Below are 25,217 nucleotides of genomic sequence, written 5' to 3'. Positions count from 1 at the left end.
AAGATGGACAACATGAAGCGCGAAGACAAAATTTGTATTATCGGTGCAGGGATTTCCGGGGTTTCTGCTGCCTATCATTTGGCTAAAAAGGGCTATACCCATATTACCATCCTTGAGAAATCAGACCGTGTTGGAGGAAAGTGCTTTTCCATTGAGTATAAAGGGAAAACGTATGAAATGGGGGCGCTGTTCGGACTTCCCTCCTATGCCCATACGAAGAAACTGATGATGGAATTTGACCTGATGGACGAGGGGCCTTTATTGGAGCGGGGGTTTTTCAATATTAACGGAAGGCAGACCTCGCAAATTCCTCTAGATCAGGTACAGGCTTTTACGCAGGAGTTCAAACGTTTACCGGAGATTTCCAAACGCTACGAGCAGTTAAATGAACCGGGCCTTCTCCATTTGCCGGAGGACCTGTGCCAGCCCTTTTCCTTATGGTGCGATGAGAATGAGTTATTTGTCATTAAGCAGGTCTATATGCATTACTTCAGTACCTTTGGCTTTGGCAGTATTTATGATGTGCCTGCGGCGTATGTTCTGAAATTTCTAAGCTTCGATAATCTGCTCTCCTTTATTGAAGTTACGCATATGATCACCTGGCCTAAAGGGGTTACTGAGCTCATAAGACGCATAGCAGACCAGGTAGAGGACCTGCGTCTGACTTGTGAAGTGATCCATATGGACTACGAACCAAACGGCAAGGTGCGGGTGGAAACCAATCAGTCTGCTCTTTATTTTGACAGAGTTATTTATACGGCTTCCTTGCAGCATATTAGTGAAATCGTTGATTTACCTGCGGCAGACCAAAGGGTATTGGAGCATATTACCTATGAACGGTTTCGTGTTTACGCTTATAGAGTCGAAGGAATTCCTGAACTTTCAGGTTACATTCCCGGCAATATGTACCCTGAGTCTAAGGGGCAGATGATGGCCTGGTATTACCGGTGGGCAGATATGGGAACTACGGATTTGATCACTATTTATGTAGTTGAGAATGAAGACATGACCGATCTAGAGATGCGTGAAGCTGTAGAGACTAAGCTTAGGGATCTTGGCGGAACAAACATCCGTTTCTATATGATGAAAAGATGGGAGCATTTTCCCCATGTGGAATCTGCTGCGCTCCGCGAAGGTTTTTATGAGCAGCTTGACCTGATGCAGGGGAGAGACCAAATTTATTATGCCGGAGAAATCATGAACTTCCCCACTCTTGAGAACTGTATCGTATATTCGAAATACCTGGTCGACCGTTTTTTTTAACTATAATACTAAACACTGGCCTTGCTCACAAAGCACTTTGTGGGCAAGGTTTTTTTACTTTGGGGATAGGTTTACAACATGTAGTTCTAAAGATATAGAATCTATTAAAATCGTCAGCCAGTGTCAGAGTCTTGGGTAATCCGGGGCAGATCCGCAGTGTAAACGTAACATGAAAGGAGAGTTATAAAACGTTGATTTAACAACGTTTTGTAAAGTTTGATGGAACCGGACGCTTTGTTTATTCTTGAGCTAAGACACACATTGAATACATAATATAAGGAGGAGTAAGTCATGTTTCTATTCGAATCTATTCCCTGGTACTCTGCTCTGATGTGGTTTGGGGTACTTGGCGGATTAATGCTCGTCAATGAAATTGCCCGCAAGAGCAAATGGGTTTCGCTATTATTGTTTTTAGCCGTTCCGATTGTTCTGACCCTCGCGGTCTGGCCGGATACGGCAGGTAAAGGTTCAAGTGTGGGAACGTGGTTTCATTGGGTAAAAGTATACTCTGCGCTGGCAGGCTGTTTAGGCTTCATGGCGATCCGATTTGTGAAGGGCTGGAGCAGTAATAAATACATATTGATGTTTCCGGCCATTATTCTGGCTGTGAATATTCTGGAAGCGGTCATCCGTGATTTCCAGGTATACAGTTTGGACGGCATGGTTGACGGAGTGATGATGGTGGGTGGTCCATGGAATATTATGAACGGGATCGCAGGTATTTTGAACATTATTACGATTTCCGGCTGGATGGGCATTGTGATCAGTAAAGACAAGAGCAAAGATATGCTGTGGCCCGATCAGCTCTGGTTCTGGATTATCGCGTATGACCTCTGGAATTTTGCTTATGTATATAATGCGGTCTCTGACCATTCCTTCTATGCAGGTGCTGCACTGCTGATCTCATGCACCATCCCGGCGTTCTTCTTCAAAAAAGGTGCCTGGTTACAGCATCGTGCACAGACTTTGGCGATTTGGATGATGTTTACGATGTCGTTCCCGACCTTTGTCGGGGAGTCAAAGTTTTCTGTACAATCCTCACACAGTGAAACAGCGTTATGGGTTGTGAGTGCGTTGTCTTTGGCTGCTAACGTAGCTGTCATTGTTTATCACTGCTATAAAATATTCAAACATAAACGTAATCCGCTTAAAGTGGAGGTATACACAGATTTGGCGGCTTACAAAGCCATCGCAGACATGAATTAAAGGAAATACATCCCTGCATTATAAGATGTTCCGGGCCAGCCTTGGCCGGAACATCTTTTTTTGTTGTGGTTGAGAATGATTATCGATAGAATGGGTGTTAGTAAAAAAGTAAGCTAGTCTTGCTGGTTTTAGCATGCATAAAGTTTTATGGAAGGTGAAGCGATGCACATAGAAGAGCATATTAAGCTTTGGAATCTGGCCTCGATCAAAATATGGGATGTACGGCATAGGGTGTTGCGCGCCGGCGAACAAGTCAATGCCTATCGATTGCCAGTCAGCGGGTTTTTATATACGATACGGGGAAGTGCTGCGGTTACGCTGGACGGCACCACGTACGCAGTTGATAAGATGCAAGTCTTGCATGGAGGTAAGGGAGTATGTTTGGATATTACCCTCACAGATAATCACTTTGAATATTACATAATATTGTATCGGGCTAATCTGTCTTTGTCTGGCAGCCGCGAGATTCAAGCGCTATTAAAGCAACATGCTCCATTTCATGTCCAATATGCTTTTGTTCCAAGCTATCCCGCCGACTTATACGACAAAGTCCAAAAAATAGACCAATATTGGAGGCTGACGGATGAGTTTGCGAAATTTCAGGTGAAAACGCTATTCTACCAATTTATTAACGAATTGATGAGACAGCTAAATATGCAGGATATTCAAACTGCCAAGCCCAATCTGGTCGCCCAGGCTGTTCGTTATCTTCATGAAAACTATGCACTGCCGATTATGGTCGATCCATTGGCGGAACTTCTGGACTGCAGCGCAGGGCATCTGTCGAGAATCTTCAAGAAAGAGACTGGAAGCAGTCTAATCACATATTTAACCCGGATTCGAATGGACAAAGCCAAGGAGCTGTTGTTGCGTACGGACGCATCCCTCCAGGAAATTGCCGAAGGTATAGGTATCCCGGATGTTATTTATTTCAATCGCTTATTCAAAAAGCAGGTAGGGGTATCGCCAGGCCGTTTCAAACAGGTGTGCATCAGTCTGCCTGTGAGTCAGGATATTACTATAGGAAGGTCAGAATTGTCCATTGTCAGACATAAACTTCGCGCTTATAATCCTACTGATGATGATAATCATTATCAATATAAGCGAGAAGGAGACTTACGCACGCTCATGAAATCGAGACAATCCGTTACGATGCTACTGATACTCAGCCTTACACTATTATTAGCTGCCTGCTCCTCCCCTCAGAATACTTCGCCAGCAAGCGGGAGTGGACAGAACGGCAGTGCGCAACCGACTGCTGTTGCACAATCTACGGAACAGCCTGCATTACAGGAGCGGGTGATTAAGCATGCATGGGGAGAAACTGTCATTAAGGGTGAGCCCAAGCACATTATTTCACTGTTCCCGGCCGCTACGGACTATTTACTTGCTCTCGGCATTGTACCCCAGGCTGCATCGAGTAATGAAGAAGGCAGCGATCAGTTTCCTACCTATCTGTCAGATCAATTGGAAGGGAAAATGAATTTGGGTTGGCAGGTGGATCCGAATTTTGAAAGTATATTAGCGACAGATCCGGATCTTATTATTGGCCAGGACTTCATGGGTGATGCCTACGGGAGTCTCAGTAAAATTGCTCCCACCTTGCTGGCAGAGAAGGTGAAGGATGAGCAAGGCGTTATTCGTATGAAAACGAGCTTGCTAAAAATGGGGGAAATGTTAGGCAGAACGGAACAAGCCAAGCAGGTTATTGAAGAATATGAGAAAAAGGCTACAGATGCCCGTGAGAAGATCAAACAAGCTATCGGAGATGAGACAGTGATGTTTCTGCGGTTATCCGATAAAGAAGTGCGGTATTACAGTAAACGGAATTATGAGGTTCTTTATGATGATCTCGCCCTTACTCCGCCTTCTTCTATACCTGATCCGGCTGAATCGATGCAGATTATCTCGATGGAGTCTTTGCCGTCTATTAATCCGGACCATATTTTCCTCCTGTCATCAGACCCGGAAGAAACAAGCGAGTTGGAGAAAACTGCAGTGTGGAAAGGCCTGAAGGCTGTTAAAAACAACCATGTCTATATGGTTGACTACGGCTTGTGGTTCCAAGGCCCAGGCGGTCCGATCGGACAAAGTAAAATTATCGATGAAGCGGTGCATTGGCTCACTCAATAAAGGAATGTGACGGGAGGATCAACCGATATGGTAATATCCGCAATAGAGATGCTAATTCGTGAAAGAAGAACCATTCGTCAGTTCAATGAAAAACTGCTGGCAAAAGAAACGATCGTAAATTTGTTGGAAGCAGCCGTGTGGGCACCGGTACATTCACGTAAGGAGCCGTGGCGATTCATCTTATTTATGGAAGAGGGAAGGAAGCAATTTGCTGATGCGGTCCTGTATACGTTCTCCAAGGACGAGCGGGAGCGCTGGGAAGAGAAGCTGCAGAACGATTATTGCGAGCGTATTCAAGCCCATCTGCTTGTTGTTATTGAAGCCGATCCCAGACAACGGGAATGGGAAGACGCTGTGGGGGCAGGCTCAGCCCTTATTCAGAACATACAACTGCTGGCATGGGAGCAGGGAATTGGCGTAGTGTGGAAGACGAATGAATATAATTTCGATCCAGATTTCTGCAGACTGACAGGCGTGAAACCAGGCGAGAGAATCATCGGCACGCTTCATCTTGGTTATTTCGATCAGGATAAGATTCCTAAGCCCCGTCCTCGTACACCCGCACGAGAACTGCTGACCTGTATCTCATCCGTAGACGGAGATAAGCAGCAGCAATAGTAATAGATGATTCCAAAAATATTGGAGCCTTTGAGGTTGAACAACCTTGAAGGCTCCATTTTTATTCCCAGTATTTAGAATAGTTGCTATACTGAACATTATACGCATATGAGCGTGAGAAGAAGGCCTTTATTAAATCATGTTCATTGAGCGAGGTGTTCTGTATGGTTACTGTAAAGACTGAAATTATTATAGATGCTCCCATATCTCATTGTTTTGACTTAGCCAGAGATATCGAATTACATACCCAAACCGTTTGGAAACATACCAAGGAAAAAGCAGTAGCAGGCACAATAACCGGGAAGATAAACGAAGGGGAAATCGTAACCTTTCAGGCTTCTCATTTTTTGATTAGACAGAAGTTAACATCGCGAATTACCGCATTCAAGAAACCGTATTATTTTGTAGACGAAATGATGCAAGGAGCATTTAAAAGTTTAAGGCATGAACATAAATTTGAAGAATATAACGGGAAGACCATAATGACAGATACATTAATATTTACAGCCCCGTTAGGAATTGTGGGATGGATCATCGAAAGAATAATATTAAAAAACTATATGAAGAGATTTTTAGAACATAGAAATAATCAACTAAAGATAATTGCAGAAGAGAGATCCGGAAGATAGTAGCAAGGAAGTATTCAGCCGGACACACTCGCACAACCCAACCGCGTAGCAGCCAGTCGCTCCGCTCCTTTAGCGTCGTGAATACCAGAAAGTTATTACAAATTGGCAGTTCATAAGGAAAGTGATTCAAATGAAGGAAAAACAATGAGGGAAAAACATTATTAGCAGTAGCTCAGAATTTTAATTACAAAAAAATTGAGAGGTATTTTAACTATGCGAGTTTGATAATTAGTGTAATTTCTAAGGAAAGTATATTTATAGATACTGATTTTTTGGAAGAGCAGATACCAGCGCCACACAATAATTTATTTGGTTTCGAGTCATGCAGAAAAAATTTATGGGGAATTGATTTAATCAGAGAACTTGGATGTGAGCTAATATATTCTTTAAAAAGTAGAGATATTATTGTATTTGATGGAGAAATAGAAAAGCTGAGAAGCGAATTACTTATTTTGTTTGATAACTTAGATATTATAAAACTACATACAATTTATGATAAAGATTTTATTGAATTTAGAGTAAGAAATGCCTTGGAAATGATAAAGGTAGTACTTAAAGAAAAAGATAAGGTTGGAATTGCGATTTGGTGAATATATTTCGAGGAAGTCGCCGACATCATATAACAAAGCATTCACCATCGGAACCTGTCGGTCCCTTGGTCTACAAGAGGAACATCGGAGAAGTGAATAAACGGAAACCCTGCACTGACTAAGCGCTACGTACTCAGGCCTTTGACCTTTAAGTCGGTGAGTGTTCGTGAATATAACAACGTATCGAAAATTACAGATAATAGGAGAAAAGTCATGTTAAGAATCATTAGATGTTTCTTTTTCACATTATCAAAAATTGATCTTTTTTTAAGACAACCATTTAAATGGGGAATGAGCGGATTCCAGTTTATATTTTGTACGCTAATTCTTTTTGGAGTTATTGGAATGAAAGTTGACGAATTTATTGGGTTTGATTTATTTATAAAACAAACGACTTTTTTAATGGGAACTTTAATCTATTGTTTAATTCCATACATGTTCTATAAGGGTGACTCAGTAAAAAAATATATTCTGTTTGGTCGTAAGGAAGCCATAGAAGAAAGTTCTAAAAAATTTAATAATAAGGGATATGTACTCTTTGTTGCATTTTTTTCATATTTCTTGTTTTTTCCTCTACTAGGTATACCAATGTTAATTAGAATATTTCAATTCAACAGTGCCTATAACTTCATAATAAATAACGTAGTAGTTCTTGCTTATGTACTCATTTCCATAACATCGATACTATGGTTTTCCTATCACATAGTTAATTCAAAAGTTAGTTTGCAAAAAATTAAAATAAAGGTCGCTCAATATATCGCCATTGCTTCAACGTTGGCACTTTTTAAATTAAGGGATTTTGAACAATTTACAGTCGTTGCTTCATGTCTTGTAGTTAGCTACTTATGGATTCAATATATTATAGAGTTAAGAGCTGAAGAGGAATTAAGTTTATCTGACTCAAGGAAGGCTGTAGCACCCGATAACAACACATTCACGCATCAGGCCTAAAGGCCTTCGGTGCACAGAGGGATTCAAGGAAGCGGGATCAGCGAACAACCCCTACGGGTTTCATGAATACACAGACGTTATAGGAAAGGACAGCAAACCTTGTAAATAATTATAAAATAAAGGGACGAAATCTATGAAGAAAAGATATGGGGCAATGCTTAATGGTAAATTACTTTGTGATGAATACTTACCTGAAGACCAAATATGGGTATTTTAGTAATTTGGAATAAAGAATATGAAAATATGAGTACCCTTTGTGGGGTTAATTTGACGAAGGTTGCCCCATCTTATAACATCGTATTCACGCTGCGGCCCTTGACGGGTCCTTGGTCTGCAAGAGGGTTTTCGGGGAAGCAGAGTCAGCAGACAACCCTGTACTCTAAGTCCGTGGGAAATCGTTGCTTGCCCCTAAAGCCAGTGAGGTTTCGTAAATACATGAACGTTATACAAAAGGACGAAGCATGGAATTAATAAGGGAGTGAAGATTAATGACCACAAGAAAGCTCATTAATGATTTTGATTTTATTTTGTTTTCTTTAGATCGTAGGTCTAGTTTGCAGTTCACTTTCATTGACATTGAAACTGAAAGATATCCATCAATTTCATTTTTAGTAGATGTCATTGATCATTCATTTACAGGTTCAATTGAAATTTGGATAGAAAAGAATATACTTGAGGAATTTTATAATAGCCTCAAAGAAACGATGAATAGCAGAGAAGGTAATTTGAGCTTAGGTTCAATGAGTCCTGAAGAATTTAAATTATCAATGATTAGTATTAGAAAAGATTTATTTATAATTAATTACACAATTAAGAGAACGAAGTACTTGAATAATAAATTAAGTGAAACAATATTGAGCGGATCATTTGAATACGACCGGGAATATTTAAATAAATTCGAACAAGATTTGAGGAATATAAAGAAATTATTTAAGTGACCATGATTTGAGGGTATCTCAAGACTCCCTTTGTATAACGATATATTCACACTGCGGGCCATTCGGCTCTGGGTCTGCACCATATAGTACTTCAATTAATAAAGAGAGCTTGCTTAAGGAAATAATTGAGAAGGCAAGAGCTAATAAATATATTTTCAAGCATCGGTCATGCGCCAGGCATCGTGAATATAGAACATTATCTTGAAAGGGAAATAAATGAAAATAAATATAAGATATCCTTTAAATATTAGGTTAATTATCGGCATGTCGATCCTGACTTTATTATGTATTCTTAATATCATTGTTACAAGCGATAGATCCAATAAACTACTTTATTTGGCTTTTAGTATTGTCTATCTACTAATTATTACTGCAGCTGTTACAAGGAGATTTCTTAAACCCAAGCTATTGCAACTCGAAGGTAAAGTATTAATTATCAAAAACTATCAACTTGAAGCCAGTGAAATAAGCCAAATAAATATTGAACGTAATGGCATAATCGGAATTAAACCAAAGAGGAATAGAATTGTCCCAATAGGTTTATGTTTTAAATTTAGTAACACCAATAAGGAAATAAATACCTTAATAGAATGGGCGAGGAACAACAATATTGAAGTGAATCATAAAACGTTTTTTAAATGGATCTAAGGAAATTAAAAGTTATTCAATAGTGTCCCCTGCAGAGACTTAAGTTGGTGGGACGTCGTGAATACAACAACATTATAGGGAAATCAGCTTAAATCAAAAAGATATTGGAGACCTGATAAATGTCTAGATCAGTTCTTATAAAGCGAGTAACAAGTAGATTGAGCTCCAAAGTTATTACGACTGTTATATTAAAGCAAAACGATATAAACATTAAAGTAAGGGATGAGCTAGGACATATTCTTTTAATAGACGCAGCTGATAGTGGTGAAATGTTCTTATTGGCAAGTTTATTTCAACATTCTATGAGAAGTCATGATCTAATCTATTTAGAAAGAAAAGATACAGTAGATACAGACTTATTTATATTCAATGGTGCAATTAATCCTTTTACTCAGAAAGACTTAAAGAAAATCAGGTCATCATTAAGGTTCTTTAGAACGGATAATTATAGAATTCCCTTGCTGAGCACACATGATGAAAAAATATGGGAGGCATGGGAACATTGGAAGTATGATGAACAACTTAGAATAAAATCAGGTAAAGATATGGCAATCATAAATTCATCACAACTTGGTTTTGAAATGCTAGTTCATAGTTGTTGTTATCTTGCTACTTCGTATTCAGGCCATTCTCATTTTGACTGGAACTCTACGAATTCTTCACCAGAATTAATTATAAGGAATATTGCACGTAATTAATTAACGGAAGTGAAGATGGTGGGGAATTCAGAATAATCGGAAATCAGAACAGAAGAATATGGATCAATAAATACTATTTTGCTGAGGGCAAGGTGGAAGTTCCAATAATACAAGGTTGGAAGTTCGATTAATAGTTGACTCGAAGGAGGCTAGGGCATCGCGTAAAAACACATTCACGCTGCGGGCTATTCGGCCCTTGGATCGTCAGAAGGTAATAGGTCAGGAAGTGGTTCAAGAGATCAACTTTTGAAAATGAAAGGAGATAACGAAATGACTTTACTCCTTATAGTTATCTTGGTAATTGGATTGGCTGGAATTATTGGAAATCAATATTCTGGACTAAGAAAGATGGATGATCTTCAGCGGTCATTAAATGATCTAAAGTCAAAAACTAAGGACCATGAATAATTGCAGATTTATGCGGCGGTCCTGGAAATCCATGGTCTGCAGCAGCTTTAGGGAAAGCGGAAACAACTGAAGAGTATAGCTGCGGTGCTACAGAAGCGATGCATTATGCCTTCTTTTACCCTTAGGGGTGAGGGGAGGTTTTTTTGTAGTTTGCTCACCCAAAACAACTGAATAGTGCGTTCGATCACCTTCTATTTTTTATGACATGATAAATTAAAGCTATAAAAGGTAATTCAAGAGGATCAGTTATGAAAAGATACGAACAACAAAGGCACTTTCTGAAATCCCATTTTCATGAATTCAAACATATAAAAACAGATAAGATCAAAGGACTTGCACAACCGCCAATTGTTAAATCCTTTGATCCGAAATCGCTAATTATTGATTTGCCAAAGATCAGCAAAGACGTTGTGTGCAAAGAAAACATTTTTGATATTATGGATCAAAGAAGAAGTACAAGGTTTTATTCTGAGGAGATTTTAAGTCTGAATGAGTTATCCTATTTATTATGGGCTACCCAAGGGATTACCGGTATGAATAAGAACGGACTTACGCTACGAACTGTACCATGCAGTGGGGCGACACATACATTTGAAACCTATTTGTTTATTATGCGGGTAGAAGGCATTGAGCAAGGAATCTACAGATACCTTCCTGTAGAACATAAGCTCTTATTCATGTTTGTATTAGAAAAAATTGAACAGAAGATTGATGCGATTACTTTGGATCAGCCATTTGTCCCTAACTTTGCAAAAAAGGCCTCTGTACTGTTTGCATGGAGTACAACTCCCTATCGCTCCGAATGGAAGTATGATATTTCAGCTCACAAAAAAATCCTCATTGATGTTGGACATGTATGTCAAAACCTTTATTTAGCCAGTGAATCTATCGGTGCAGGTGCTTGCGCCATTGGAATCTATGATCAAAAGTTGATTGATGAGATCTTAGAATTAGACGGGGATGAAGAATTTGTGATTTATCTCGGTGCAGTTGGGAAGAAACGGGAATAGCCACTCGCGAATGGGTAGAACGTGTCCAAGACTGGGGGGCAAATGTTGTTCAGGCTTCCGAACCAAGGACGATGCCGGCAGCCTGTGGCTGAGCCGTTCTAAGCAGATTTCTGAATACGGTGACAGCTTAATAAATGACTCCAAAAGCATTGGAACCTTTGAGGCTGAATAACCTTGAGGGTTCTTTTTAATTCCCAACATTTAGAATGGTTGATATACTGGAGTAGGAAAATTGGAGAGATAAAACTGAAGAGAATATAAGGAAATTGGAAATGAAGTAATCAAACATATTGAGTTTTGGACAGATTATTAGAGTAGTCAAGTAGAAAGTACGTCATATAACCCATATTCACGCTGCGGGCCGTTCGGCCCTTGGTCATAGAAGTTAATAACCCTGCGAGGCTAAGTCTGGCGATCCGGAAGTTTTTAAACCTCCCGGGTTCGTAGATACACAAATCGGAAATATCACAAAAAAAATAATAAAAGAGTAAAATAAAAATTTTCTAGAAGGGGCATTAAACCAATGGAATTAAAATCAACAGAATATTTCATTATGGAACATGTACCAGCGAACTTATTCAGGGGGATAGAAGCGGTAGGCGGTAGGTTATATATAACCAATGAAAGAGTAATCTTTAAGCCTCACAGTTTTAATATCCAATCGAAACCACTTGAAATTAGTATCCAAGAAATCGTTAATATTGAAAAACGGAATACATTATTAGTAGTTCCGAACGGAATGAGAATAAGTATTAAAAATGGTCAAGAGCACAAATTCGTTATTTGGAATAGAGCGAAGTTAATAGAGCTTATAAAAGATACAAAAATCAAAATGAATGTTTAAGACACATGTAAGTTTAGTTGAAGAGGTGGTACATCTGATAAATCACCATATTCACGCTTCGGGCCATTCGATCCCTCGTGTAATTTAAGAACGTTATAAAAAATTGGCGTGTATTAAAATTCATAAAAATAAAAATAGGGTTTCTTGACACTTCAATTTTTTTGTGGGGGAGACTCAGCTTTTAAACGAGGCGCTGTGTTAAAAAAATAATTATGGAAACTAAATGACTACTTTCTATTTGTATGTCACTGAAGTAGTCTCTTTCGCCTTCTATTAGATCATGAACTAAACCTGGAAAACCTTTATGTATTATAATTAAAGTTTTAGAATTTGCTTCTCTATTAGCCTCTAGTTCCCCTTTATTTTTTGTTGTTAATTTTGGTGCTAAACGTGCAAATATTTATAACAAGGGGGAGAACCCAGTACTGACGTCTATTTCAGTAGATTTCGAGGGATATAAAGGGACTTGAAAACACGGGTAAACATATGGGCATAACACTATTGAGAGGGACGAACATCACAGCAAATTCCTGTTGACGCATCGCGAGCGCGAAGTATTCGAGCTTTATTTAGAATGGTTGATATACTGAAGGAGGAAAAATACGCAAATATATCAGGAAGGAACCTGATACCTAATGGCTTTTGGTCTGATACTATGAAATGGCGGGGAGCTATATGAAAAATAGAACAACAAAAACTATAAGCGTATTCTCGATAATTATATTAGTAATAATAATTGTTCACTTAGTTTTCTATTTGATTGCCCGTCAACAAGCCGTACATTATATAGATAATAAATATAATAAAATGAATATGAAAGTCGGTTGGCCAAGCCAAAGTATTTTTAATACTATCTTTGACGGTTGGTATAGTGTTCCTGTTTATACTGTCAACAATGGAATGAACATTAAATTTTATGTGGATTTAAATATGTTTGATGGCATAAGAGATGATGACTTGTTGAGTTGGGCTTTGAGAGCAGATGCTGAAAGACAATTTACTAAAAATGTGCAGGAAATCATTCCTAGCGCCACGGTGTCCGCTATTGATTTATTCCCACTCGATGAAGAAAGCTAACTTGAAAAGTTCGGGACCCAAAATATCCGCTACGTTCATAACGATGGTTCAAGTGGTAGTTTCACTTATTCTGTCTTTATTGATTGGGTAGAAGAAAGGGAGTTATCACAAGCTGAATTTGTAGCTAAAAGTGAGGCTGTGGGTAAGCATTTTTTATTTGATTATCCTGTCTATGAAATCACCTTTTCTTACAAATATCGAGAAGATGAGGATACACGAACCTCTATTAGATCATCTAAAGATGGACCATTGACCGATGATATAGATGTTGAAGTGCTTCGTAATAATATCAGTAATGTTGAACATTAATTAATAATAATGAAAGGAATTAAGAATGAAGAGATACATTGAATTTTCTTTTTATCTACCATTTTTTGATTTGATAGATGATACAGATGAGGTATTTTGTTTAGAAGAATTAATGAGACAACTAAATATAAGATTTAATATTATGGAATTATATGACCAGTATATATCCTATGGAGAAGGACCTTGTAGGGCAGGAAAGGGAGATGTTTTTGTATTTTTTACGAAAGATGATAAGGATAGTTTTATATTAATAGATTTGTTTAACGACTTTACTGATCAGCATAACATGGTGAAATTAGGAGTTCGCTGTGAGGTGAAATATGATAAATGGATAAGGAATATACTTAATAATATACACTCAAGGGCAGAGATAAAAAGTAAAATAAAAGAGAGTGATGATGATTTACTGAAGTTGGAGATCAATAGCGAAGATTATCCAAAAGAGATTCGTTATGGGGATCAAAAATACATGAAGAACATTTATAATGACACCATATAGACATATGCCAGCAGTTCAAGCAGGCAGATATATCATATAACACCGTATTTACGCTGCGGACCTTAGGGCTCTTGGTTCGCAGTAAGCAAGGCAACAACATTTCTTAATTCTAACAGGACACAAGAACACAACAAACGAAGGGGGGAATTATTATAAACACAATATATGGTAAAGTTCGACACTGGCTTTTTTGGTATTATCCTTCCAAAGGGATTATGCACCGTTTGTGAATAATCCAACATAAATATTCAATCCCCTAGTAAAATTCAACAATTAATACCTCAAGAGAAAAGCGATTATGAACGAGTAAATCTACTTAAGCAGCAACCTCTAAATAGCTGAAACCAATCCTTCCTGAACTCTTGGTATGGCAAATAATTATTGTTTAAGAAACTCAAGAAAAGGCGGTAAATATGAAGAAATGCATAATAGCATTATTAGGTTTTGTGGTCATTAGCGCTTGTAGTGAAAGTACAAACTATAAAAAAATGGAGATAATGGGTCCTTCTATGGAGCCGACATTTAAGGATGGTCAAATTGTTAAGTTAGATACAGATTATTATAATCAGCATGAAGTAAAACGTAATGAGCTTGTTTGCTTTTATGTAGATGAGAAAAATAAAAAGTATGTTAAACGAGTTGTAGGGTTATCAAACGAAAAGATAAAAGTAATGAAAGACAAGATACTAATTAATGATGATCAAGTCGAATTACCCGTTAAAATGGTCGACAACTCCAATGTTGGTGAATACGAGATAGGAGCAAATCAATATTTTGTAATTGGAGATAATTATAACGACAGTTTGGATAGCAGAATTTTCGGCACGATTAGTAAAGAACAAATTGTTGGGAAGATCATAGAATAATTGATTGAAAATCGAAGATGCCAAATCTTTAAGAAATGGAGTAATGTAACTCGATGAAGAAATTAATAATTACTTCTGTTAGTGTCGTTGCACTTTTAAGTTTTATAGTTGGATGTAAAGAGGATCCACACATTCCGACAATTGAACAGGAAACCGAAAGTAGCTCGATACCCTCAAACAAACCAATACTCCCAGAAACAACTCCATCAATATCTCCAGATACAGACAAAGAAGCATTAGAAGTGGAAGAAGCTATAAAATCAATAATTCCAGAAGGATGGAATATTTTAGAACTCATTCAAGGAGAGCCAGTTATCGCAGAAGGTGATTTAAATAAAGATAGTATTCAAGACATTGCAACAGTAATTGAGAAAAACGTGGTTGATCAAACGGCGTCTCCGAGATCACTATTAATCGCATTTGGCGGTAAAAATAATACATATTCCGTATCAATAATAGCCGATAATGTCATTTTGAATGCTGATGAGGGTGGAGTATGGGGCGACCCTTTTGATAGTCTAATCATTGATCGTGGTTCTGTCCTTGTTAGCGATTACGGGGGAAGCAATTGGAGATGGTACAATAAATATAGATTTAGGTACCAAGCTAAAGATTGGTTTTTAATAGGAGCAACGATGGGAAGTTACTTTACAGGAACAACGACAATCGATAAATCTGACGAAGATGATATCAATCTATTGACCGGAGAATTCATCCAGCGAAGAACTGACGAAAAAGGAAATACAACAACGAAAAAAGGAAATACAACAACGAAAAAAGGAAATCGGGGTAAAAAAGCATTGATCAGGCTGAAGGAATTCAACTTAGAAAACATGTAAGGATGAACATTTTAAAGAAATGAATTTATTGATCGAAGCTATTATAACTGAGGTGATTATCCATGAAGAAAAAAGCCCCTTCCGCCGTTTCGGCAGAAGGAGCCAGTTCAGCAAGGTATTTTGAAAGGACGTGAAGGAAATACAAATCTCGATCAAAATCGAAACGGAGTTACAGTTTGCATACACGTCCTAATTAGTCCTTTTGCAATAATTAAAGTTCCCTCATAGCATTTGAGAACCCTTTTAAATAGGGCTTCATTTCTTTCAATTTATTTTTTAGATTTTTATCAAGAGTAGCATAGTACTCATCAGGTTGGTAAATGGATTTTTTCTTGACAATTTTTCCATCCTTGTATGTTTCTTGTGTATAAAAATCATCCCCATCACTACCTGAATTATAAACTCCAGATCTTAATACAAAGTAGGTTGATCCATTTTCTGTTACCTTTTCATACGTACCTATAGAATAGTTAGAACCAGAAGACTCTGGTTCATATGCAAACGAGTATCCTTCATAATACTTACCAGTCTTCTTGTAAATATGAATATTAGATGCTTGCTCTCCAATAAAGTTCCCACTTAATAATTTTCTAGCTAGTTCTTTACTGTTAGTACCGAAACCGACTGACTGTTTCTGGTCAATATAATCAAAATCGTAGTACCCTAAAAAAAATCGTGCTTCATAACCATTTATAAACTCATTATTGTTAAATGTACCTTGTTGAACTAGCGATGGGCCATATTCGCCCAATGTAATTTCCTTTAACAGGCCCTTACCGTGTTTTTTATCATTTTTCCAAGAACCGTTATAAGTTATTGTTCTCGTTGTATCAGTATCAACGATTTCGTTGAACTTATAGTATCCTTGACCCGACCTTTTTCCATCTATCCAGTCACCCGAATAACTTTTGCCTCCCCAGTCCATGGACCCTTTTCCGTTGGGTTTTCCATCCTTTACTTCGCCATAGTATGTAACGCCTTTCGATAATTCTAAATAAACTTTTGTATTCGTAGCTTGAACCTGGTTAGTGCTCAACATTGGTAATAAGATAACTATACAAATCAAAAACAAAATTCTGTTTTTCATTTTTTTCATCCTTTATATTTTATTAAGTTCGGTTGTTAACAGATTATGAGTCTCGTTTAGTCCCTTAGTATATTGCTTTATGGTTTTCATAACCACACCTTCTCTTTTTCCATTCTTCCAATCCCCTTTGTTGTGAAAATTCATTCATCAAAATTCAGGAGATATCCAACTTTAACGTCAAACCTACACGTTGCCAATATGTTAACCATAAAATCAATGTGAAGATTCGGTTCCGCAAAAAAATACGTGATTTCATTCAGGAATATTTTACTATAAGTATTTGATATTATACACGAATCCCCTGTATCTCGCCAGATCCCCTATAGTTACATTTATTCTACAAAAAAGAAAGGAATGTAGCGCGGTGAACTGTAACAAAAAAACACGAAGAGTAGCTTCTGGAGCTTGAACGAAGTGATCAGGAATCAACGACAGAACGACTAAAAGTAAATATAAGCCAAGCGATAGCCGTCCAAAAGGCTTGTCACTTGGCTTATTTTGTAATTGGAATTTCCAATGTTTCGAAATCTACTGTACACCCGTCTCTCAGCATAAAATCAATTCCGAGTATAATAAAACATGCATGGGGAGAAACCGTCATTAAAGGTGAGCCCAAGCACATTATCTCGTTGTTCCCGGCCGCTACTGACTATTTGCTTGCACTCGGCATAGTGCCGCAGGCGGCATCGAGCAATGAAGAGGGCAGCGATCAGTTTCCTACCTATCTAGCCGATCAATTGAAAGGAATGCGGTGCTGCATACGTTCTCCAAGGATGGTGAACTGTTGACCTGTATTTCAATCCCTAACTCCAATGTCTTTTTAATTCCCAATATTTTGAATGGCTGATATACTGGAGGGGAAATGTGATGCAAATCCAACTGAGTATGCATGATAATAGAACCATTGCCATAAAAAGGAGTCCATACATGAAGACAAGGATACACTTTCTCTTAATCGTGGTATCAATTTTTTGTTCAATAATTTTACCTTTATTAATTCTAGAATTATTTCATCTTTTGTTTGCTGAGTTTTATACTAAGGGATTCTTAACTGGAATCGGTCATCTTCTTATATGTGGACTAATGATAATTCTGAATATAGTTACTAGCCAAATAATAATACAAAGTCAATATAATAAGGGAAAGGAGGACATGACAAGATCTATTTTTATATTTATTATCGTCAGTATCATTTTACAGGTAACACTAAGTATCATGATTGAGAACCCATTTAAAGATCCTCTCTTACCTAATATAATCATGTGATTCTAAAAACAGTAATAACCAATTACTGCTAAAAGAAGGTGAAAAATGGGGTTTTGTGTATTGTTCAAATTATTTGAAGTGAAAGATACTAAGGCAACATATCATTATGGTGATTGTTCAGAAAATTATGAAGGTATCTTCGAATTAGATTTGTTTAAACTGCTTTCTGGAGAGATAAAAGGGGATACCCCAATGAGTGAAGTGGTTAAGATCCTTAAACCATGTATTAGTGAAGGCTTCAATCAACATAAAGCAAATAGAGCATTTAGTAAGATTTATCAACATTTTCACGAGACCAATGAATACATAAATGACGGTGGATTTTATTCATAACCCTCAATGATAAGAATGAATTATAACTGACTAAGGTCCAAGAAGGGGAGTCCCTTACTCAAGTTGCAATAAGAGAAACCAAAGAGGAATCAGGAATCGATGTAGAAATTATCAAATTCTGCGGGATTTTTAAAAACGTAGAGAATTCAATCTGTAACACCTTATTTTTAGCGAAACCAATTGGTGGAGAAATTTGAGGGTAACGTTAGCGGAAATGGCCCAAATCCTGAAGGGAGAAGAAGATGTCTCAATTTCCTATATTAGAAACAGAAAGATTAATACTCAGACAACTTAAACAAGACGATGCCAGGGAAGTTTTTCAATATTTCTCTTTGGATGAGGTTACGAAGTTTTATGATTTGGAGAGTTTTACTACTATCAATCAAGCAGAAGCATTAATTGGGCGCTGGAATCAAAAATTCGAAGAAAATCAAGGCTTTCGCTGGGGAATAACTTTGAAGTCAGATCACAGAGTCATTGGAACCTGTGGATTTCATGGTTGGATGAAAAAACATTCTAAAGCTGAAATTGGATATGAACTCACTCCTGAATATTGGCGTAAAGGTATTATGACCGAGGCGAATCAAAAGATCATTGAATTCGGATTTAACGAACTTAGATTGAACAGAATCGAAGCATTTGTAGAGCCGGAGAATTTGAGTTCAAGGAAGGTGCTTGAGAAAAAGGGGTTTTGTGAAGAAGGGGTATTGAAGGAACATTATTTTTGGGGGAACCGGTTTGTGGATGTTGTGATATATGCCTTGCTTAAGAAAGACTATCTGAATGACATATGTAATCTGGGCTAGGACAATAGCCTTGTGGCACTGGATCGCCCGGAGATAAGAAGCCAAGAGGTAGAATCAGACGATTACCCCTGAAGGCCTAAGTCTTCCCCCGTTCGCTGCGCTCACTTAAAGTTCTCGGGTTCGTGAATGAAAGAACGTTAGATGAAATTTCTAATAAGCAAAGTTAATAAACCACGGAAAGATATTGTAGAAAACCAAAAGTGTAAGAAAGGGTTATTTTAGAGGTGCTGTTCCAAAGCCATTTCATGGCTTATCGGGCAGCCCTTTTTTATTTTGTCTGCTAAAGGTTTCTGTTCATTGAATTACCATTAAATAATCTTATGAGTCCTAATAAATTCATATAGTTACCAAATAATAACATTGTTAGAATATATACAAGAAATATTTATATTACATAACTTTGTGTAAAGGTGGAGTATAAATAAAGATTTTTGTAAGTGAGTGAATAAGAGGAGCGTGACAATGCTCAAAACAAGTTTCCAATCTTCCACTGGGTCCAGCATACGATATGTTCTTTCAACAGCGTGGATTCATAGTAAGCTTTCGGTTATCTATTATTCGATAGTCACTCTGCTTACTGCTCTTCAGCCCTTTATTCTGCTATTGTTTCCTAAACTCATTCTCGATGAATTAATGGGAAAGCAAAGACCCCTTCGTTTTATATTACTAATTGCACTCATGTTTGTTTTATCAAGTACCATTGGTTTTTTAACTGCCTATCTGCAAAATATAGGTCAAACCCAACTGATGAAAGTTGTATTTAGTCAGTTGCATGCACATACCGCGCAAAATCTGAATGCGGATTTCAAAAATACGGAAGATCCGGTATTCCTCAATCAAATGGAACAGGCTAAGAGATCTCTGCAAAGCGTAGAGAATGGTTTTCAGGGTTTATTCCATACGTTATTTTCGTTACTGGGGGGGATTATTGCTCTTTCTGGATACTTCACAGTAATTTCCAGGCTAGGGATGTGGATTATTCTCTTTTTAATCGGATCGGTTGCAGGTTCATATTTTTTTTCACTACGGGCAAAGAAATATGAATATGAGCAAGAACAACGACAATCAGTGCTGGACCGTGAAAAACGTTATTATTGGGATGTGATGCAGGACTTTGCTTACGGGAAGGAGATTCGAATTTATTCGTTAAACAAGCACTTTGTTTCTCTATTCCAGGCAGTTACCGATAAGAGAAGGACACTTCAGTACAACATAAGCAAGCGTTATTTTCAGAGTGATGTATTGGACGTCATCATTCGTTTCGCCAGGGAGGGAAGTGTATACAGTTATTTAGCCTACCTATATGTCCATCACAGGATAACGGTAGGTGATTTTGCTATGTACACCGGAGCTGTAGCGGGTTTCTCATCTGTTCTCCGGGGAACGATAAAAGATATTGCCCATTTGCGGACACAGAATCTGTACATACAGGAACTGCGCAGTTTTCTTGAACCTACTAAGAGAGAGGAGAAAGGGGACAGGCTGCCGATTCCGTCAGGACCCTACACCATAGAATTTAAAAATGTTTCCTTCGGTTATCCTAACAGCGGCCGGCTAGTATTCGAAAATTTATCATTTATAATCCCTGCTCACCAGAGGCTTGCCATTGTAGGTCATAATGGAGCAGGGAAAACAACATTAATCAAGCTGCTCTGCAGATTGTACGAACCGGACAGCGGAGAGATTACACTGAATGGAATCAATATTCAGCGCTTCTCTCAAAGTGCGTACTGGGATTTATGGTCTACTGTATTTCAAGAAATTCGAGTGCTGGCCTTTACAGTAGCTGAGAATGTCTCTCTTCAGGAGAACGGGGAATTCAATGCTGGAAAGGTTCACAATTGCCTAGAAATGGCGGGTTTAGGCCCGAAAATCTCAACACTTAAATACGGCATTAACACTCATTTGCAGAAATTTTTGGATGATGAAGGGGTTGAATGGTCTGGCGGAGAGAATCAGAGAATGATGTTAGCCCGTGCTTTATATAAAAATGGAGATCTTATTGTATTAGATGAACCCACCGCAGCGGTTGATCCTCTAGCAGAGTTCAGTTTATATAAGAGTTTTGATGAAATGATTGGAGATCGCACGGCCTTATATATTTCACATCGTTTGTCCAGTACCCGATTCTGTGATCAGATTCTGTTGATGGAATGGGGTGAAATTGCGGAGCGGGGCACACATAAAGAATTGCTAGAGCGGAATGGAAAGTATGCGCAAATGTTTCAGGTTCAAGCACAATATTACAAAGGGAGTGAAGATAAAGAATATGAACCCATTCCCTGAACTGAAGAAGGATTCTCAAGTCGTCGTTTATTTTTGGAAGCTGGTTAATTCCTACTCTAAGACGTATATCCCTCTGATGCTATTGGTTGCATTGTGTAGTGCATTTTTTCCCTTTATCAATATTATTGCACCCAAGTACATCATTGACGAACTTATGGGGGAAGCGCGGGAAACGCAATTACTTCTATGGGTTGGTATTCTGGCAGTAGGTAATGCCATTTTTGGGTTACTCCAGAGTTATTTGGATCAAAAAATTGAACAGGCCAATCTGCAAGTAATGGATGGCTTGGAGCTTCATGTCGGCAAACATATTATGAATCTCGATTTTGAAAGCTTAGAGAATGCTAAGGTTCTAGATTTGAAGGAGCAGGCATTATCACCGATTCAGCAGCAGGATGTTATACGCAAAATGATGACCAGCATGAGAATGCTTCTTCAAACGTCTCTATCCCTTATGGCATTGACCGCTCTGATCTCCACATTGAATGTAGGGATTATTTTATTGATCCTTGGGATGATTTTGCTGAATACCTATATTTTCAAGAAATCACAGCAGACCCAGTTCAAATTCTACAAAATACTGGCCCCGCTAAATCGTAAATTTGGTTATTACTCCAGGCTGGCAACCGATTTTTCGATGGCGAAGGATGTTCGTCTGTATGGAATGGCACCTTTTTTATTGAAAAAAGTAGATGCATATCACAAGGATTCAATCCGCGGATTTGGAGAATTATACGGACAGGTTGGGCGTTACAAGGGGTTAACGAGTATTAATCTTCAACTGCAAATGGTGGTGATCTATGGCTACATGATTGTTAAGGTAGTGAGTGGAAGTATTCAAATCGGTGATTTCATAATGTATATTGCAGCTGCCAACAGCTTTTCTACACAAGTATCGGTGGTGTTTAATGCTTATGTTGAACTTCGACAAATGTGCAAGTATCTCGAGGTTTTCAGAGAATTCGAGAGTCTTCCTGCAACCATGAGAAGTGGAGAACGAATGATTGGGAAGTTGACAGAAGCTGAGATAGAGTTCAGAGGTGTTTATTTTAAATATGCAGGGAGTGAGGTCTATTCCTTGAAAAATGTGTCTCTTACGATAAAAAGTGGTGAGAATCTGGCTGTCGTCGGACAAAATGGTGCAGGAAAATCGACTTTTATTAAATTACTCTGCCGATTGTATGAACCCGAACAGGGTGAGATTTTGCTTAATGGATATCCCATTCAACAATACCAATACGAAGAATATATGAAGACCCTGGGTGTAGTCTTTCAGGATTATAAATTATTTTCTTTCTCCATAAAAGATAATTTAAGCTTGAAGTTTACTTTAGATGCAGAAGAAGAAATGCTATCGATGATGAAGCAAGTCGGGCTTGAAGAAAAAATCAGCGGTTTAGAAAAGGGGCTAGACACACAGGTACTTAAAACATTCGATTCGGAGGGGACGGATTTTTCAGGGGGAGAAGGTCAAAAAATGGCAATGGCCAGGGCTTTGCTTAAAAAATCCCCTATTCTCATCTTGGATGAGCCCACGGCTGCCCTTGATCCATATGCAGAATACGAAATCTATTCTAATTTTAACCGCATGACAGAAAAGCATACCGTTATTTATATTTCTCATCGTTTATCTTCCTGTAAATTCTGTGATAAGGTTGCCGTTTTTAAAGAAGGTGAGTTAGTGGAGTACGGGCATCATGACCAGCTTGTGAAGAATGGACAGGATTATAGTTCGATGTGGGAGGCACAGGCACAATATTATGATTAGTAGGTAGTTATATGAAAACGTGACACTTTTGATCGCAGTAGCTCCACAGTCGGGACTATTATGAAAATGCAGAGTTCAGACAACATTGTATTCACGAAGCGTGCCAAAGGAGGGGTTTCATGGAAATTAAGATCCGACCACTAAATTCAAGCGAAGAAATACCCTTTGATTTATTACTTCTTGCTGATCCGTCGAAGGAAATCGTTAAGGAATATTTGGGAAGAGGACAATGCTTAGTAGCTCTAATAAACGAAGAAATAATTGGAGTCTTGGTTTTGATTAGGACTCGACCTGAAACCATAGAAATTGTAAATATCGCGGTACAGGAAGACTACCAGGGGATAGGGATAGGAAAGAAATTAATTGTATATTCGATAGATAAGGCGAGAGAAGAAAAGGCTAAAACTATTGAAATCGGAACCGGAAACTCAAGTGTACATCAGCTCATGCTGTATCAAAGATGCGGTTTTCGGATAACAGGAATAGACCGGGATTTCTTTGTAAGGCATTATAAGGAAGAGATTTATGAAAACGGAATACAATGTAGGGATATGATTCGATTAAGTCTTGATCTGTAATGCGAAATGAGCCGAAACCAAAAAAATAAAACCCCAAGATCATTAGAATCTTAGGGTTTGTATGACTATTTTTTTCAAGACCTTATTCAACATCATAACAGAATGGTTATTATAAGTCTATATTTTTTTTAGAAATTCATGTACCATCGTCTCATAAACGGACGAATGGAGATGGATGAAAATGCTTAAAGAAATATGTGTTAGTAGTGCAATGACATATGAATATCCCCCTGACGGAGAAACATTACCGATTATTGATCCGTATGATGGTTGTACAATCGGGTGCCCCTATTGTTTCCAGCTAGAAGATGAAAATTGGAATAAAAACTTAAATGTTAAACTCAATATTGCGGATATTTTAGGTAAAGAATTCATTCACTGGAATCAAGAAGATATCGTATATTTGGGAAGTAAGTGTGATCCTTATATGGAAATTGAACGGAAATATCAGTTAACCAGGAAATGTTTGATCGAATTAAGTAAGTTAAACGTGAAGTGTATGGTCACAACTAAAGCCGGGTCAAAACTAATTTATAGAGACCTCGATGTGGTTAAACCTATGGGAGACAAATTCACTTTGCTGTTAGGATTATCCAACCTGGAACAGTTGAAGAAGGTTGATGATTATACACTGATGAGCAATATTCAGACAGCCAATGAGCTACATAGAATGGGGATTAAGGTTTGGGTATTTATCACTCCGATTTTACCCGGAATAACAGATGTGGATTTAATGATTCATGCTCTGGATAAGGACATACCCGTATTTTTAGATAAAGTTAGAATAGGAAAAAACACAGGGCCTACTTTGGAAAAGTTTATTGGACGTAACTATCCTCAATTAGCTGGCACTTATAAAGAAATCATAAATAATAATGTAGATGTTTACTATGATGGGATACGAGAAAAGTGGTGCGGAGATCAACGGGTAAAGTTTGTTTTTGAATAATCTGCGAACCTAACTTCTTCGCGGCCTCAGATGAATTGGAGGGAGTATTCTTGAAGCGACTCGCTATTATTACTGTAGGTAAAACACACAGTGGCAAAACAACATTTGCTAAAGAACTAGAACAACAATTGAATAACTCAATCGTAATTGATCAAGATACCCATGCTGAATTCATCAATACATACTATAAATTACTACGTCCAACGCAGGGACCAAACACAATCAAATATGCGATAACGAATACAATTGTAGATTATGCTGTAGAGATGACAGAGCTTCACCTCATCCTTAGTAATTCAAACTGAAATACGATAGGTCGTTCCAAACTTCTAACGTATTTTCATGATAAAGGATTTGAAACCGTACTGGTTCATTTCGATTTTCCTGATTTCATTCTGGAGGAACGTGTCCATAAGAGTGCTCGTAGTAAAGCGATATTCCGAACGGCCTCGAATTTTGTAGAAGTGCTAAACAGACAAAATGCAGAATCCAAACAAGACAATATTTCTGACCCCACAGAGGGGGAAGCAGATTATTTTTTTGTTATTAAAGATTCAACAGAAGTTCATTCAGTCATTGAAAAATTAGTAGCCTTATATACAAACGGAGGGTGAACCC

The 25,217-nt window shown here is 38.0% G+C and carries 24 protein-coding genes and 2 pseudogenes; 25 read left to right on the top strand and 1 reads right to left on the bottom strand.

Annotated features, from left to right (window positions below; genetic code table 11):
* Window positions 1-3 precede the first annotated feature (3 nt).
* The 17 genes from ACTJKB_RS18250 (at window position 4) to ACTJKB_RS18170 (ending at window position 15,526) form a co-directional block, all read left to right on the top strand.
* Complete coding sequence (locus ACTJKB_RS18250) at window positions 4-1,263, top strand: FAD-dependent oxidoreductase (RefSeq protein WP_440835833.1); 1,260 nt, start codon at window positions 4-6, stop codon at window positions 1,261-1,263.
* A 291-nt stretch (window positions 1,264-1,554) separates the two neighbouring features.
* Window positions 1,555-2,469, top strand: a complete 915-nt coding sequence (locus ACTJKB_RS18245) for a DUF5692 family protein (protein WP_440835832.1) — start codon at window positions 1,555-1,557, stop codon at window positions 2,467-2,469.
* 162 nt (window positions 2,470-2,631) lie between these two features.
* The gene (locus ACTJKB_RS18240) at window positions 2,632-4,602 is read left to right on the top strand and encodes an ABC transporter substrate-binding protein (protein WP_440835831.1); all 1,971 of its coding nucleotides are present in this window, start codon (window positions 2,632-2,634) and stop codon (window positions 4,600-4,602) included.
* A 27-nt stretch (window positions 4,603-4,629) separates the two neighbouring features.
* Window positions 4,630-5,220 (top strand): nitroreductase family protein, encoded by a 591-nt coding sequence (locus tag ACTJKB_RS18235; RefSeq protein WP_440835830.1) that lies wholly within the window; start codon window positions 4,630-4,632, stop codon window positions 5,218-5,220.
* Between the two features lie 155 nt (window positions 5,221-5,375).
* A complete protein-coding gene (locus ACTJKB_RS18230; RefSeq protein ID WP_440836006.1) occupies window positions 5,376-5,849 on the top strand; it encodes an SRPBCC family protein in 474 nt (157 codons plus the stop codon).
* Between the two features lie 272 nt (window positions 5,850-6,121).
* On the top strand, window positions 6,122-6,439 hold the full coding sequence (locus ACTJKB_RS18225; protein ID WP_440835829.1) for a hypothetical protein: 318 nt from the start codon (window positions 6,122-6,124) through the stop codon (window positions 6,437-6,439).
* A gap of 213 nt (window positions 6,440-6,652) precedes the next feature.
* Window positions 6,653-7,390: a hypothetical protein gene (locus ACTJKB_RS18220; RefSeq protein ID WP_440835828.1), complete on the top strand. Its 738-nt coding sequence runs from the start codon at window positions 6,653-6,655 to the stop codon at window positions 7,388-7,390.
* Between the two features lie 488 nt (window positions 7,391-7,878).
* Entirely contained in the window at window positions 7,879-8,328 is a 450-nt protein-coding gene (locus tag ACTJKB_RS18215; RefSeq protein WP_440835827.1) for a hypothetical protein, read from the top strand.
* Window positions 8,329-9,095: 767 nt separating this feature from the next.
* The gene (locus ACTJKB_RS18210) at window positions 9,096-9,674 is read left to right on the top strand and encodes a hypothetical protein (RefSeq protein ID WP_440835826.1); all 579 of its coding nucleotides are present in this window, start codon (window positions 9,096-9,098) and stop codon (window positions 9,672-9,674) included.
* 656 nt (window positions 9,675-10,330) lie between these two features.
* Complete coding sequence (locus ACTJKB_RS18205; protein WP_440835825.1) at window positions 10,331-11,092, top strand: SagB/ThcOx family dehydrogenase; 762 nt, start codon at window positions 10,331-10,333, stop codon at window positions 11,090-11,092.
* Between the two features lie 10 nt (window positions 11,093-11,102).
* Complete coding sequence (locus ACTJKB_RS18200) at window positions 11,103-11,264, top strand: hypothetical protein (RefSeq protein ID WP_440835824.1); 162 nt, start codon at window positions 11,103-11,105, stop codon at window positions 11,262-11,264.
* Window positions 11,265-11,615: 351 nt separating this feature from the next.
* A complete protein-coding gene (locus ACTJKB_RS18195; protein WP_440835823.1) occupies window positions 11,616-11,936 on the top strand; it encodes a GRAM domain-containing protein in 321 nt (106 codons plus the stop codon).
* Window positions 11,937-12,611: 675 nt separating this feature from the next.
* Window positions 12,612-13,013 (top strand): hypothetical protein, encoded by a 402-nt coding sequence (locus ACTJKB_RS18190; RefSeq protein WP_440835822.1) that lies wholly within the window; start codon window positions 12,612-12,614, stop codon window positions 13,011-13,013.
* Between the two features lie 138 nt (window positions 13,014-13,151).
* Window positions 13,152-13,322 (top strand): hypothetical protein, encoded by a 171-nt coding sequence (locus ACTJKB_RS18185; protein ID WP_440835821.1) that lies wholly within the window; start codon window positions 13,152-13,154, stop codon window positions 13,320-13,322.
* 25 nt (window positions 13,323-13,347) lie between these two features.
* Complete coding sequence (locus tag ACTJKB_RS18180; RefSeq protein WP_440835820.1) at window positions 13,348-13,821, top strand: hypothetical protein; 474 nt, start codon at window positions 13,348-13,350, stop codon at window positions 13,819-13,821.
* 413 nt (window positions 13,822-14,234) lie between these two features.
* The gene (gene lepB, locus ACTJKB_RS18175) at window positions 14,235-14,687 is read left to right on the top strand and encodes a signal peptidase I (RefSeq protein ID WP_440835819.1); all 453 of its coding nucleotides are present in this window, start codon (window positions 14,235-14,237) and stop codon (window positions 14,685-14,687) included.
* A gap of 53 nt (window positions 14,688-14,740) precedes the next feature.
* Window positions 14,741-15,526, top strand: a complete 786-nt coding sequence (locus ACTJKB_RS18170) for a hypothetical protein (RefSeq protein WP_440835818.1) — start codon at window positions 14,741-14,743, stop codon at window positions 15,524-15,526.
* Window positions 15,527-15,737: 211 nt separating this feature from the next.
* Here the strand turns inward: ACTJKB_RS18170 and ACTJKB_RS18165 are convergent, their stop codons facing one another.
* Window positions 15,738-16,613 carry a hypothetical protein gene (locus tag ACTJKB_RS18165; protein ID WP_440835817.1) on the bottom strand — a complete coding sequence of 292 codons (876 nt, stop codon included), beginning with the start codon at window positions 16,611-16,613 and terminating at the stop codon, window positions 15,738-15,740.
* A gap of 1,344 nt (window positions 16,614-17,957) precedes the next feature.
* Between ACTJKB_RS18165 and ACTJKB_RS18160 the strand changes: the two genes are divergently transcribed.
* From ACTJKB_RS18160 to ACTJKB_RS18125, 8 genes and pseudogenes are all read left to right on the top strand, one after another.
* On the top strand, window positions 17,958-18,212 hold the full coding sequence (locus ACTJKB_RS18160; protein ID WP_440835816.1) for a hypothetical protein: 255 nt from the start codon (window positions 17,958-17,960) through the stop codon (window positions 18,210-18,212).
* Between the two features lie 32 nt (window positions 18,213-18,244).
* Window positions 18,245-18,406, top strand: a pseudogene (locus ACTJKB_RS18155) (NUDIX hydrolase); the annotation flags it as partial.
* Window positions 18,407-18,454: 48 nt separating this feature from the next.
* Window positions 18,455-19,018 (top strand): GNAT family N-acetyltransferase, encoded by a 564-nt coding sequence (locus ACTJKB_RS18150; RefSeq protein ID WP_074107042.1) that lies wholly within the window; start codon window positions 18,455-18,457, stop codon window positions 19,016-19,018.
* Window positions 19,019-19,480: 462 nt separating this feature from the next.
* Window positions 19,481-21,304: an ABC transporter ATP-binding protein gene (locus tag ACTJKB_RS18145; RefSeq protein WP_440835815.1), complete on the top strand. Its 1,824-nt coding sequence runs from the start codon at window positions 19,481-19,483 to the stop codon at window positions 21,302-21,304.
* On the top strand, window positions 21,273-23,072 hold the full coding sequence (locus ACTJKB_RS18140) for an ABC transporter ATP-binding protein (RefSeq protein ID WP_440835814.1): 1,800 nt from the start codon (window positions 21,273-21,275) through the stop codon (window positions 23,070-23,072). The genes ACTJKB_RS18145 and ACTJKB_RS18140 overlap by 32 nt, the downstream gene beginning before the upstream one ends.
* Window positions 23,073-23,197: 125 nt before the next feature.
* Window positions 23,198-23,650, top strand: a complete 453-nt coding sequence (locus ACTJKB_RS18135; protein ID WP_218618992.1) for a GNAT family N-acetyltransferase — start codon at window positions 23,198-23,200, stop codon at window positions 23,648-23,650.
* A gap of 181 nt (window positions 23,651-23,831) precedes the next feature.
* Complete coding sequence (locus tag ACTJKB_RS18130; protein WP_440835813.1) at window positions 23,832-24,599, top strand: SPL family radical SAM protein; 768 nt, start codon at window positions 23,832-23,834, stop codon at window positions 24,597-24,599.
* A gap of 50 nt (window positions 24,600-24,649) precedes the next feature.
* Window positions 24,650-25,213, top strand: a pseudogene (locus tag ACTJKB_RS18125) (ATP-binding protein).
* The last annotated feature ends 4 nt before the right edge of the window (window positions 25,214-25,217 follow it).

It is taken from the genome of Paenibacillus sp. 22594 (assembly GCF_052044425.1).
Lineage (GTDB): Bacteria > Bacillota > Bacilli > Paenibacillales > Paenibacillaceae > Paenibacillus_AQ.
Note: the sequence above shows the minus strand (reverse complement) of the source record. Positions and strands in the feature narration are given on the sequence as shown.